Annotated in this window: 13 protein-coding genes; 8 read left to right on the top strand and 5 right to left on the bottom strand. The window is 36.3% G+C overall.

Annotation, left to right across the window (positions count from 1 at the left end; genetic code table 11):
* Positions 1-304 precede the first annotated feature (304 nt).
* Positions 305-604, top strand: a complete 300-nt coding sequence (locus IE155_RS17025; RefSeq protein WP_189379456.1) for a hypothetical protein — start codon at positions 305-307, stop codon at positions 602-604.
* A gap of 63 nt (positions 605-667) precedes the next feature.
* On the opposite strand, the gene IE155_RS17020 is transcribed toward IE155_RS17025, so the two are convergent.
* The 3 genes from IE155_RS17020 to IE155_RS17010 form a co-directional block, all read right to left on the bottom strand.
* Complete coding sequence (locus tag IE155_RS17020) at positions 668-1,189, bottom strand: hypothetical protein (protein WP_189379455.1); 522 nt, start codon at positions 1,187-1,189, stop codon at positions 668-670.
* Positions 1,190-1,271: 82 nt separating this feature from the next.
* Entirely contained in the window at positions 1,272-1,916 is a 645-nt protein-coding gene (locus tag IE155_RS17015; protein ID WP_189379454.1) for a hypothetical protein, read from the bottom strand.
* A 157-nt stretch (positions 1,917-2,073) separates the two neighbouring features.
* A complete protein-coding gene (locus tag IE155_RS17010; RefSeq protein WP_229817424.1) occupies positions 2,074-3,423 on the bottom strand; it encodes a Na+/H+ antiporter NhaC family protein in 1,350 nt (449 codons plus the stop codon).
* A gap of 105 nt (positions 3,424-3,528) precedes the next feature.
* On the opposite strand from IE155_RS17010, the gene IE155_RS17005 reads away from it, so the two are divergent.
* From IE155_RS17005 to greA, 7 genes are all read left to right on the top strand, one after another.
* A complete protein-coding gene (locus tag IE155_RS17005) occupies positions 3,529-4,494 on the top strand; it encodes a ketopantoate reductase family protein (RefSeq protein ID WP_189379453.1) in 966 nt (321 codons plus the stop codon).
* Positions 4,495-4,615: 121 nt separating this feature from the next.
* A complete protein-coding gene (bamJ, locus tag IE155_RS17000; protein WP_189379452.1) occupies positions 4,616-5,239 on the top strand; it encodes a BamJ family beta-barrel-assembly machinery protein in 624 nt (207 codons plus the stop codon).
* A 95-nt stretch (positions 5,240-5,334) separates the two neighbouring features.
* Complete coding sequence (locus tag IE155_RS16995; RefSeq protein WP_189379451.1) at positions 5,335-5,757, top strand: DUF6841 family protein; 423 nt, start codon at positions 5,335-5,337, stop codon at positions 5,755-5,757.
* 7 nt (positions 5,758-5,764) lie between these two features.
* The gene (dapB, locus tag IE155_RS16990) at positions 5,765-6,577 is read left to right on the top strand and encodes a 4-hydroxy-tetrahydrodipicolinate reductase (protein ID WP_189379450.1); all 813 of its coding nucleotides are present in this window, start codon (positions 5,765-5,767) and stop codon (positions 6,575-6,577) included.
* 260 nt (positions 6,578-6,837) lie between these two features.
* Positions 6,838-7,968, top strand: coding sequence for a glutamine-hydrolyzing carbamoyl-phosphate synthase small subunit (carA, locus tag IE155_RS16985; RefSeq protein WP_189379449.1), 1,131 nt, complete (start codon positions 6,838-6,840; stop codon positions 7,966-7,968).
* A gap of 28 nt (positions 7,969-7,996) precedes the next feature.
* Positions 7,997-11,215, top strand: coding sequence for a carbamoyl-phosphate synthase large subunit (carB, locus tag IE155_RS16980; protein ID WP_189379448.1), 3,219 nt, complete (start codon positions 7,997-7,999; stop codon positions 11,213-11,215).
* A gap of 116 nt (positions 11,216-11,331) precedes the next feature.
* Entirely contained in the window at positions 11,332-11,808 is a 477-nt protein-coding gene (greA, locus tag IE155_RS16975; protein WP_189379447.1) for a transcription elongation factor GreA, read from the top strand.
* A gap of 88 nt (positions 11,809-11,896) precedes the next feature.
* Here greA and IE155_RS16970 read toward each other — a convergent pair whose 3' ends face one another.
* Together IE155_RS16970 and yhbY are read right to left on the bottom strand one after the other, a co-directional pair.
* Positions 11,897-12,247: a rhodanese-like domain-containing protein gene (locus IE155_RS16970; RefSeq protein WP_189379446.1), complete on the bottom strand. Its 351-nt coding sequence runs from the start codon at positions 12,245-12,247 to the stop codon at positions 11,897-11,899.
* Positions 12,248-12,423: 176 nt separating this feature from the next.
* Positions 12,424-12,720, bottom strand: coding sequence for a ribosome assembly RNA-binding protein YhbY (yhbY, locus tag IE155_RS16965; protein ID WP_189379445.1), 297 nt, complete (start codon positions 12,718-12,720; stop codon positions 12,424-12,426).
* Positions 12,721-12,777: the final 57 nt, after the last annotated feature.

Below are 12,777 nucleotides of genomic sequence, written 5' to 3'. Positions count from 1 at the left end.
TCTTAAATTCAATGGTGAGAGATGGTGTCTATTGGGATCCAAAAATGAATTAAATATTAGTGTTTGACACCATAGTCACTTGTATGGCGATGAATCAGCTAAAGCATTCGGGCCTATCTTCATTGGTGGAGGTGTATATTTAAGGTCTTGGCAAAAAAATAAAGTTGATAAACGTTATATCTCAAATGGATGGGAACCTGAACGTTTAAAAATAGATGTGGATTAAACATCACTTTATATGTTTATTGAGTATAAAGTTTAAATTGGTAGGCGTTTCAAAGTCCTAATTTAAAGAGGATACGTAATGGCAGATGTAGAAAAAGAGAATAAAAATGGTTGTCTTTCTCCTTTAATAGTGATGGCAATAGTCTGGGGAGCACTTCATTATCTGCTTACAGGTGTTTTCTTTCAAACCGCAGATATGACCTGTAGAGAATCAAGTAATAGATACAATGTAGCAGCCTGTGATTGCCGTATTTCGAAATATCGTTCGTCTTTTTTGCTTGAAAATTACTTGTTAGGGCAGTTAGGTGATTTGGGCTCTGAGAAAAAAGCGAGGCAAATAATGTACAATACAATGTCAGCTTGTCCGAACCCTAAATAATTTACAAAAAGAGTAACCCCCTTTAATTGTTTAGTAAGTTATTAGCTATTTTTTTGATTGGGGTTACAGAGGTGTTATTTGCTTTGACGCATGTTCTAACGCTTTGCTATTTTTTAGTGTTTTCAATGTTGAATAGATCTGTTTAATAATCTCTTTGTTATTTTCACTGTCGTTTATTTTAGTTTTTGAAATCTGGGTTAATGAAGCTTCAAGCTCGCGCTGTAAAAGTGCGAGTTTATTCGGTTGATTTTTATTTAAAAAAATTAGCTCGTCCATTGCCAGCGTTAGTGTAGTCAATTTTCTTTCTAGCTTTATGATTAATGGTGTTTTAAGTGATATATTTTCGTACGTTTGAATCTGATGAATTAAAGCGAGTGATTCTTCAATGAGTATACGTATCTGTTGATTTTTATTTGGTTTTTCAATAGGTTCACAAGCACCAGAGTTATCATGATAAATATATTCTTCACCACAATAACAATATGAGGGATGCCCATACTTATTTATGTCTGCTGTACATGAGCCTTCAGCAAAACTGTTTAAAGAAAATAAACATAATATTATTACTATTCGAATAGCGTTCACCGTTATAACTCCTTGATACTATCTCTGATATTGAATTATTCGCAAAAGGTGTTTGAAAGTATTAACTATACTCCGGAATTTATTACATATTTATGTTTTTTAGATATTCGGAATATCCCGTAATGCCTCTTACATTATGCTTTGAATGCGCTTCTTTAACATGCTTTTTTTGCACTTGAGTCAAGGAATTAAAAAAGTCAGCGGTTTGATTGGCTTCGATAGCATTATAACTATTTGAATTACAGTTTTCTTGATGTGAGCCTTCTTCTTTTGATTGTTTATTCTCAGCTGAAATTAACGTACTTTGCTTTGTAATAATCGCTTGTAGTTGATGCATATAATCCATAAGGACTTTATTTTTATTATTGTCGAACTGTACGAGTTTTTGTTGGTATTCATTTAGATTGATTGTCAGTTTTTTGTGCCTTAGACTTGGGTTTGGTGTATTAAAATTAATTGTTGTTACCACCTTTTCTGGTGATGCTTTAGTTAACACCCACACCTTAGGGTTTTGCTTTTCTAAGTGACTATCCATATTATCTAAAAATTGTGGATTAAACGCTTTGCTCAACCATAGTTTTGTGCCGTCGTAACCATCAAATAATAACTGACAATATCTTTGTTTATGGACAGCTAGGCAATTTGAGCATAAAGAGCACCCACATTTACAGGTAATGATATGCCCATTTAGGAAGGTTTCACCACATTTTGAACAGTAATCCCTCATCACGGCCTCACTATTTTGATATGTTATTTCATTAAATTCTGATATTTCTAACTACCGTAATAAACATCTCCGTTAACTATAGCTCAAGTGTTAATGAATATGAGTGAACTTAAATATGGTTTTATAGTATGAAATCAATTTAATACTTCAGACCAAGTTATTTAGTCATGCGCCAAAAGGTAAATGAAGCAACAAATAATAAAATCATAGGGTAAAATGCGCTGATCACAACGTCTACAGGTGATAAGCCTAAAGTAGCGCCTAATAATAAAGCTTGTGCGCCATAAGGTAGTAACCCTTGGTTTATACAGGCGAAAATATCTAATAAACTGGCTGATTGTGCAGGAGAAATTTCTCCTTCTGTCGCTAGGTCTTTGGCAGTGTCGCCTGTAATAATAATTGAAACGGTATTATTAGCAGTGAAAAAATTACAGCTAAAAGCTAATGCCGCGATCCCAATACCTGAAGCACGTTTATTATTATTAGGACTTATTCTCTTTGCTAAACGTTGTACCAGATCAGTTAGTGCGGCAAGTCCGCCTTGTCGCCTTACCAATTCACTTAAGCCACCAATAAATAATGCGAGGATAAAAATATCCTGTACATTGGAAAAGCCTGTATTAATGTCATTTATCCAAGCACTTAGTTGATAGTCTACTGTTATCATTCCGATAATTGCAGCGAGAATAATGCCGACAATTAAAACTGCAAAAACATTCACCCCCATTAGGGCTAAGGTCAATATTGTGATGTAAGGTATCAAGCCAATAATTGAAATGTCTGCTGCTAATTGATGTGGAATAGGAGTACCAATAAAAGCATAAATGAGAATACAGGCAAGCGCCGCAGGAATTGCAAATTTGAAGTTAACCTTAAACTTGTCATTCATATGCGCGCCTTGACTACGCGTTGATGCAATCGTGGTATCTGAAATAATGGATAGGTTGTCACCAAAAATAGCGCCTGAAATAATACAACCAGCTACAATACCTGCGTCTAAATTTGCACTTTCAACAAAACCTAAGGCAATAGGAGCAATGGCGGCAATAGTACCCATTGATGTGCCCATTGCCGTTGATAAAAAAGCAGCAACAATAAATAAGCCTGGTAATAATAAATAATCTGGAAAAATTGACAGACCCAGTTGAACACTAGCATCTACACTACCTGTTGCACTGGCTACAATAGAAAAAGCACCAGCAAGTAAATATATAATACACATGGTAATAATATTTTGATGGCCAGCACCCTCAATAAATTGCGCGACTTTATCGTTTAAACTTTCTTTCCCTAAGTAAATAGCAAACAATACCGCTGGAATTATCGCAATACTGGCGGGGAGTTGGTAAAAAGCAAAATCTTCACCTTGTAGCGTTAAAACAACACCTGTGCCTAAAAATAGTACTAAAAACAGTACAAAAGGCAGTAAACTGGTTAAGCGTTTTTCAATAGGGTGATTAATTGTGTTATTTTCTAAGGATTCATTAGGCATTGCTTCGTTGGCCATTCACTTTTTCTACTTGATATTGTTTTCTATAAAGAAGAAGACTATAACAAAAAAGTTAAATGAACGACTAGTTTTGTAATAGTTGAGTTAAATAGAGGAATATTTGTGCGTTATTTAATGTTTGGGACAGGGGCAATTGGCGGTTATTTCGGTGGTCGTTTATTACAAAATCAGCATCAAGTCGATTTTATTGCTAGGGGTAAACAATTAGCCGCGATTGAGGCTAATGGGTTACAACTTAACAGTATAAATGGAAGTACGATTTTAAATTCAGTTAATGTAAATGAATATATAATGCCTGAAGTTAATTCAGGTGCGCCATATGATGTAATTTTTATTGCGGTTAAATCCTATCAGCTCGAGCAAGCAGTAAGTGAAATAAGCCGTATTTGCTCGTCTAATACTTTTGTTATCCCCTTACTGAACGGGATAGACATAGAACAACGATTATTGAAGTACGGATTAAAGTCACATCAAATAATTACAGGTTTTGCTAATATTATTTGTAAAGTAGCTGATTATGGCGTAATTGAGCATAGTGGTGGAGAGCCGCATATTACCTTAGGTGTTAAAGCTGGTTTTCATACTAAAGAGGCTCTTTTGAACATAAAACCAATGATCGATAAGGTAGCAAGTGATCTTAAGAGTGCAAATATTAATGTCACTATTAAAGATGATATTACTAATGCTGTATGGGCAAAGTACTTATTTGTGGCTCCTTGGGCGACGATATCCAGTTTAGTAGAACAACCGCTAGGGCATATTAGAGAAAATGCTGAGTGTTACGTAATGTTGAAGCAACTTATTGATGAATATGCATTAATTGCTAAAGCTGAAAAATCTAACATCTCGGATAAAATAATCGACAATATCAAAAAGGGGCTGAGCAACTTACCTTCTAATAGCAAAACTTCAATGCAAAATGATGTAGAGCAAAATAAAACAAGTGAGTTTGATACTTTAGTTGCCAGTGCATTGTACTTAAGTAAAAAACATCAACTTAATACACCTATATTAAATTGGTGTTTTAATTGTTTGTCAGTAAAGCTCCTTAATGACCCCTTTAATTAGCCCTTAGTAAATTTATTATAATAAATAAGTAAAACGAACTATTACCCCCTACAGAAGGAATGAACTTTATGTTATTATCTTGCGGATTTTTTATCGCAAACTTAAACAATAAGTGAATTACATGTCTGAAAATACATTAGAATCGATTGAACAACGCGTAAGTTATGGCGTAGGTCGTCAATTAGGTGACCAATTACGTAACAACCCATTTAAAGACTTTGACGTATCAGCAGTGCAAGCAGGTTTAGCAGATGCTATCGCAAATGTTGCAAGTCAAGTTTCAGACGAAGATTTAAACGAAGCTTTTTCTGTAGTTTCTCAAAAACTACAAGAACTTGAGCAAGCTGCAGCTAAAGAAAAATCAGCTGAAGGCGAAGCTTATTTAGCTGAAAATGCTAAACGTGAAGAAGTTACGGTAACTGAATCAGGTTTGCAATATGAAGTATTAGCAACGGGTGAAGGAGCAAAGCCTACTGCGCAAAGCACAGTACGTACACATTATCACGGTACATTCATTAATGGTGATGTATTTGACAGCTCTTATGATCGTGGTCAACCTGCTGAATTCCCAGTGGGCGGTGTTATTGCTGGTTGGACTGAAGCATTACAGTTAATGACTGAAGGTTCAAAATGGCGTTTATACGTACCTTATAACTTAGCTTATGGTGAGCGTGGCTCGCAAGGTGCGATTCCTCCATATTCAACATTAGTATTCGACGTTGAGTTATTAGCCGTCGTTAGCTAATTAATTAAAGCCCTCTGTTGAGGGCTTTTTTATACGCCAATTATAATTCGTCTGACATTTTCAAGATTATCTATGGTGGCTATTGGATTAAGTTAGTGAAGCAACAATTAAAAAGTTTTATTCAAAATTACATTTCATGTTTTACACAATATGACGTAAAAACATTACAAAATTTTTATCAATTGCCTTGTACTTTGAGTACACCTGACAAATTAGTGTTAATTACGTCAAGTGAAGAATTTGAAGAGGAATTTAGGCAAATATTTACACAATTAAAAGAAGCTAATACTGCAAAGTTTAGTTTTAAAGACATAAGCTTTACGCAGGTCAATGAAGCGATCATTATGTTAGGTGGTCATTGGACATTTAAAGATACAAAGCAAGATATTTTTGCTGATTTTTTTGCTTGTTATCATTTAGTTAAAGAAAATAACAAATTAAATATAGTTAATGTTATGTCTCATGAAGTAGAAAATACCGTAACATTTGATGAACAATTAGTTTTAGTACAAGAGTAATGAATAAATGAAAGTAAAAGTAGCAATACTGGGTTGTAGTGGCCGCATGGGCCGTAATTTAATTCAAGCAGCACATGAGCATGAATCAGTGGAATTGGTAGGTGGTAGTGTGCGCACATCTTCCTCGTTTGTTGGCTTTGATCTTGGCGAACTAGCTGGTATTGGTACTATTGGTATTCAAACAGTAACTGAAAATGAACAATTATCTCACGCTGATGTATTTATTGATTTTACATCAATTGATACTACTCTTGAAAATATTCGGTGGTGTGAAAAGCATAATAAAGCGTTGGTTATTGGTACGACAGGTTTTAACGAAGAACAAGTTAAAGTGATTGAGAAGGCTGGTGAAAACATGCCGGTTTTACTTGCGCCTAATACTAGCGTTGGTGTGAACTTGCTATTTAAGTTATTAGAAATTACCGCTAAAGCAATTGGTGACTATACTGATATAGAGATCTTTGAAGCTCATCATAGATTTAAAAAAGATGCTCCTTCTGGAACAGCGGTTAAAATGGGGCAAGTAATTGCTGATACACTTGGTAGAGATCTCAACAAGTGCGCAGTATATGGCCGAGAAGGTATAACTGACGAACGAGCAAAAGATACTATAGGATTTGCTACTGTACGAGCAGGCGATATTGTGGGAGAGCATACTGCATTTTTTGCAGATTTAGGTGAACGCCTAGAAATTACTCACAAAGCGAGTTCTCGTATGACATTTGCGTTAGGGGCAATGAGAGCAGCATTTTGGTTACATAACGCGCCGAATGGCTATTATGATATGCAAGATGTATTAGGCTTGAAGGGCTCACTTTAACGCTATTTATTAAATTCAGTTAGTGAAAAGTGTTACTTTTAGATGTTTTAGCGTAAAAAGCTAAAAAAGTGATGGTTTTTACATTTTACACTAGACGAAAGGTTAGCTTAAGCGTAGAATAAGTGGATTTTGTCAAAAATTTATCTATAGGGATGTTTTTGGCATTTTTTATGCGCTTTTATTGCAAAGCATTTGTACTTAATGATAGAAGTTTTTAGTTGTTCTTACATTAAGTTTCTTTCTTCTTTACGGAGGTTAAATTGACTAAATCTGCCATTTTGGTGCTAGAAGACGGCACTGTGTTTAAGGGCACCGCTATTGGTGCAGAAGGGGCGGCTGTTGGTGAAGTGGTGTTTAACACTGCGATGACAGGCTACCAAGAAATTCTTACAGATCCTTCTTATGCAGAACAAATTGTTACCCTTACTTATCCGCATATAGGTAATACGGGAACCAATAGTGAAGATGAAGAATCTTCAACCATTTGGGCAAAAGGTTTAGTTATTCGTGATTTACCCTTATTAGCAAGTAATTTTCGTAATGAACAAAATTTAAGCGACTACTTAAAAAGTAAAAATATTTTAGGTATTGCTGATATTGATACACGTAAACTCACTCGAATATTACGTGAAAAAGGCGCACAAAACGGCTGTATTCTTGCGGGTGAAAACATAGATGAAGCCTCAGCATTAGCGCAAGCTAAAGCCTTTCCTGGTTTGAAAGGAATGGATTTAGCCAAAGTTGTTTCAACAAAAGAGAGTTACCAGTGGACCGAGGGTAGCTGGGAATTAGGTAAAGGTCATATTACACCTGAAAAGTTTGATTTTCATGTGGTTGCCTACGATTTTGGTGCAAAGCATAATATTTTACGTATGTTAGTAGACCGTGGTTGTAAGCTTACTGTTGTTCCTGCGCAAACTTCTGCAGCAGATGTATTAGCAATGAATCCTGATGGTATCTTTTTATCAAATGGTCCTGGCGACCCTGAGCCTTGTGATTATGCCATTAGTGCGATTAAAGAGTTTTTAACTACAGATATTCCTGTATTTGGTATCTGTTTAGGGCATCAATTGTTAGGTTTAGCCAGTGGCGCTAAAACAGTGAAAATGAAATTCGGTCATCATGGTGCTAATCACCCGGTAAAAGACTTTGCACGTAATGTCGTTATGATCACTTCACAAAATCATGGTTTTGCAGTCGATGAAAACAATTTACCTGATAACTTAACGGTTACTCATAAATCACTTTTTGATGGTTCTTTACAAGGAATTCATCGTACAGATAAGGCAGCGTTTAGTTTTCAAGGTCATCCTGAAGCAAGCCCCGGCCCGCACGATGCAGCACCATTGTTTGATCATTTTATTGACCTTATCAAAGCAGCAAAAGCTTAAGTACTAGACAAGAGAGAGAATAGAGAAAATGCCAAAACGTTCCGATTTAAAAAGTATCTTGATCTTAGGTGCTGGTCCAATTGTTATTGGTCAAGCTTGTGAATTTGATTATTCAGGCGCACAAGCCTGTAAAGCCTTACGTGAAGAAGGCTACCGTGTTATTTTAGTTAACTCTAATCCTGCAACGATTATGACAGATCCCGATATGGCTGATGCAACATATATTGAGCCAATTCACTGGGAAGTAGTTCGTAAAATTATTGAAAAAGAACGTCCTTGCGCTGTATTACCAACAATGGGGGGGCAAACGGCGTTAAACTGTGCCTTAGAGCTTGAAGCAAAGGGTGTATTAAAAGAATTTAATGTTGAAATGATCGGTGCAACTGCCGATGCGATTGATAAAGCAGAAAACCGTGAGCGCTTTGACCAAGCCATGAAAAATATTGGTCTTGAATGTCCGCGTGCAGAAATTGTACATACTATTGAAGAAGCACACGCAACGTCAAAACGTATTGGTTTTCCATGTATTATTAGACCATCATTTACTATGGGTGGAACGGGTGGTGGTATCGCCTATAACCGTGAAGAATTCGATGAAATCTGTACGCGTGGTTTAGATCTTTCACCTACATCAGAGCTATTGATTGATGAATCATTAATTGGTTGGAAAGAATATGAAATGGAAGTGGTTAGAGACAAAAATGATAATTGTATCATTATTTGTTCAATAGAAAACTTCGACCCAATGGGTATTCATACAGGAGATTCGATTACTGTCGCACCCGCACAGACATTAACAGATAAAGAATACCAAATTATGCGTAATGCATCAGTTGCTGTTTTACGTGAAATTGGTGTGGAAACGGGTGGTTCAAACGTACAGTTTGGTATTTGTCCTAATACGGGACGCATGGTAATTATTGAAATGAACCCGCGCGTCTCTCGTTCATCAGCGTTAGCATCAAAAGCTACAGGCTTCCCCATTGCAAAAATTGCAGCAAAATTAGCGGTAGGCTACACACTTGACGAATTATCTAACGATATTACAGGTGGTGCAACACCTGCATCATTTGAACCGACTATTGATTATGTGGTTACTAAAATACCACGCTTTAACTTCGAAAAATTTGCAGGTTCTGAAGATCGTTTAACGACTCAGATGAAGTCTGTAGGTGAAGTTATGGCTATTGGCCGTAACCAGCAAGAATCAATGCAAAAAGCTTTACGTGGTTTAGAAGTAGGTGTTAATGGCTTTGATCCTATGGTTGATGTTAACAAACCAGGCGCAAAAACTACGATAATGCATGAATTACAAGAGGCAGGCGCTGATAGAATTTGGTATGTAGCTGATGCCTTTCGACTTGGCTTAACAATGGATGATGTGTTTAATGCGACAAAAATTGATCCATGGTTTTTAGTGCAAATTGAAGATTTAGTAAAAGAAGAAAAAACTGTTGCTGACGGTGGAATGGCAAGTTTAACACCTGAATATTTACGTAGATTAAAACGTAAAGGATTTTCTGACGCACGTTTAGCTGATGTTATTGGTGTTTCTGAAACCGAAATACGTAAAAAGCGTCATAATGCAGAAATTTTCCCTGTGTTTAAACGCGTTGATACTTGTGCTGCTGAGTTTAGCTCAGATACAGCTTATATGTACTCTACTTACGACGAGGAATGCGAAGCAAATCCAACCGATAATGATAAGATTATGATCTTAGGCGGCGGACCAAACCGTATCGGGCAAGGGATAGAGTTTGATTATTGCTGTGTACACGCCGCTTTAGCGTTACGTGAAGATGGTTACGAAACCATTATGGTTAACTGTAACCCTGAAACGGTTTCAACCGATTACGATACCTCAGATCGCTTATATTTTGAGTCGATTACTTTTGAAGATGTGCTTGAAATTGTACGTATTGAACAGCCTAAAGGCGTTATTGTGCAATATGGTGGCCAAACACCACTTAAATTAGCACGTGCTCTAGAAGCTGCAGGTGTTCCAATAATTGGTACCTCTCCGGACGCAATCGATAGAGCGGAAGATCGCGAACGTTTCCAACAAGCCGTTGACCGTTTAGGATTATTACAGCCTGAAAATGCAACAGTGACATCGTTAGATGAAGCAATGGCTAAAGCCGAAGCCATCGGATTTCCTCTTGTTGTTCGCCCGTCTTATGTACTAGGTGGTCGCGCGATGGAAATCGTATACGATTTAGAAGATTTACGTCGCTATATGACTGACGCTGTGAGTGTTTCTAATGATTCTCCTGTTTTACTTGATCATTTCTTAGATGATGCCATTGAAGTTGATATTGATGTTGTTTGTGATGGCACTAATGTAGTTGTTGGTGGCATTATGCAGCATATAGAACAGGCTGGTGTTCACTCTGGTGATTCTGCCTGTTCATTACCCGCTTATAGCTTAAGTAAAGAAGTTCAAGATGTTATGCGTAAGCAAGTAACAGACTTAGCATTTGAGTTAGGTGTTGTTGGCTTAATGAATACACAAATGGCGGTTAAAAATAACGAAGTTTACCTAATAGAAGTTAACCCGCGTGCAGCTCGAACAGTACCTTTTGTATCGAAAGCAACGGGAGTACCATTAGCTAAAATAGGCGCTCGTGTTATGGCTGGTAAAACACTTGCAGAATTAGGATTGACAGAAGAAGTTATTCCTCCTTACTTTTCTGTAAAAGAAGTTGTTATTCCATTTAATAAATTCCATGGAAGTGACCCGCTCGTTGGGCCAGAAATGCGCTCAACAGGTGAAGTCATGGGAGTAGGGCGAACGTTTGAAGAAGCCTATGCCAAAGCAAATTTAGGCGCAGGAGTTTCAGTACCCAAATCAGGTAGAGCATTAATTTCTGTTCGTAACAGTGATAAAGGACGAGTACTTGACTTAGCTAAGCAAATGGTTGAACTTGGATATGAATTAGATGCAACTCATGGCACTGAAATCATTTTACGTGAAGCTGGAATACCTGTTCGTCGTGTTAATAAGGTACATGAAGGTCGCCCTCATATTCTTGATAGAATTAAAAATAGCGAATATACCTATATTATTAACACGACTGAAGGTCGTAAAGCGATTGAAGACTCTAAAGTATTACGTGGTGGTGCATTACGTTATAAAGTTGCTTATACTACTACGCTAAATGCAGCTTTTGCAGCGTGCCAAGCGCATGCCGCTGACGATAGAAATACAGTAACGTCAATTCAAGAGCTTCACAAACAATGTAGTTAAGTTACAATAAGCTATTAAATTAACCCATGGGTTAATAGTTAAAGTGGTTTTTTCAAGCGAAAAAACCACTTTTTAGTTAACTTCTGCGAAAAATTATGAATAAAAGAAGATAAAGAATGAACCAATATCCAATGACAGTACAGGGTGCAGATGCACTACGTGACGAACTTAATTATCTTAAAACTGTTAAGCGACCAAGAATAGTAAATGATATTGCTGATGCCCGTGAGCATGGTGATCTTAAAGAAAATGCTGAATATCATGCTGCGCGTGAAGAACAGGGCTTTTGTGAAGGACGCATTCAGGAAATTGAAGGCAAACTGAGTAATGCGCAAATTATTGATATCGCGAAAATTCCTAATCGCGGTAAAGTGATTTTTGGTGTTACGGTAACATTGCTTAATATAGATACTGAAGCTGAAGTGAAATACCAAATTGTTGGTGATGATGAAGCAGATATCAAAAATAACCGTATTTCAATTAGTTCTCCTATTGCTAGAGGTTTAATTGGAAAAGAAGTTGATACTGAAATAGAAATTAAAACGCCAGGTGGTGTGGTTGAGTATGAAATAATTGCGGTAGAGCATATTTAATTTTAGCGTTATTGATTAATTAAAAAGCCCTTTAATCGTTAGGTTAAAGGGCTTTTTGCTATACTATATTAAAGTAAACTCAGTGGTATTATAGGTTAAAATATTCACACATTTCTTGATGAGTCGCCGTAATTGCTTTAACGTTTTTGTAGCCCATTTTTAATAACTGCTCTGTCGCTAAACATGCGCGACCTCCTGTTTGGCAATGGACTAAAATCGGCATGTTGACATCATTACATTTTGAAGTCACATGTATTTCAAGCACACCACGAGGAATAGAAATAGAATTTTTTATTGCACTTGTTTGTACTTCTCCAGCTTCGCGTACATCAATGATTAAGCATTGATGTTGCTCAGAAAACACTTTGGCATCCTGTGCTGATATTGTTGAAATGTTCTGCTTTGCTTGTTTAACCAGTTCTGAAATGGGAGAGATCATAATAACGAGTGATTAATAAAATTATGCCTTTATATTAATGCTTGCTAATATAGTAAGCAACCACATTTATGATTTGTTTGAACTTGTTGATTTAAAATGTTGTGGTTTTATATTCGAAATCGTTGTTTGGCTATATGTATAATTTATTAAAAGTATACATATAGCGAAAATGGAATTTAAAATTTAGGTATACGAATTTTCTTTTCAGCAGACTCTCTGTAAAGTATAAGTGTCTTACCAATAACTTGCACTTTAGTACCTTTTGTTTCACGAACAATAGCGTCAACTATCAAGGCTTTATTTTCGCGGTCATCTGTTGGAATTTTAATTTTAATTAATTCATGATGATTTAATGCATAATCAATTTCAGCAACAACTGCTTCAGTAAGTCCGTTGTTACCAAGTAAAACGATAGGTTTTAGCGAGTGTGCTAAACCTTTTAAATGTTGAATTTGTTTATTATTTAGGCTCATTAACAATTTTCGTTACAAGTTAGCTTGAATTAAAGCTATTTTACCCTCATCTTGTTT

Origin of the sequence: Thalassotalea profundi, from assembly GCF_014653195.1 — a bacterium.
GTDB lineage: Bacteria > Pseudomonadota > Gammaproteobacteria > Enterobacterales > Alteromonadaceae > Thalassotalea_B > Thalassotalea_B profundi.
This window is presented reverse-complemented; position numbering and strand designations above follow the sequence as displayed.

What these genes read in the sequence shown, in the direction of transcription:
- IE155_RS17025 (WP_189379456.1), top strand. Translation starts at nt 305, where the DNA reads ATGGCAGATGTAGAAAAAGAGAATAAAAATGGTTGTCTTTCTCCTTTA.
- IE155_RS17015 (WP_189379454.1), bottom strand. Translation starts at nt 1,916, where the DNA reads ATGAGGGATTACTGTTCAAAATGTGGTGAAACCTTCCTAAATGGGCAT.
- IE155_RS17010 (WP_229817424.1), bottom strand. Translation starts at nt 3,423, where the DNA reads ATGGCCAACGAAGCAATGCCTAATGAATCCTTAGAAAATAACACAATT.
- bamJ (WP_189379452.1), top strand. Translation starts at nt 4,616, where the DNA reads ATGTCTGAAAATACATTAGAATCGATTGAACAACGCGTAAGTTATGGC.
- dapB (WP_189379450.1), top strand. Translation starts at nt 5,765, where the DNA reads ATGAAAGTAAAAGTAGCAATACTGGGTTGTAGTGGCCGCATGGGCCGT.
- carB (WP_189379448.1), top strand. Translation starts at nt 7,997, where the DNA reads ATGCCAAAACGTTCCGATTTAAAAAGTATCTTGATCTTAGGTGCTGGT.
- greA (WP_189379447.1), top strand. Translation starts at nt 11,332, where the DNA reads ATGAACCAATATCCAATGACAGTACAGGGTGCAGATGCACTACGTGAC.
- IE155_RS16970 (WP_189379446.1), bottom strand. Translation starts at nt 12,247, where the DNA reads ATGATCTCTCCCATTTCAGAACTGGTTAAACAAGCAAAGCAGAACATT.
- yhbY (WP_189379445.1), bottom strand. Translation starts at nt 12,720, where the DNA reads ATGAGCCTAAATAATAAACAAATTCAACATTTAAAAGGTTTAGCACAC.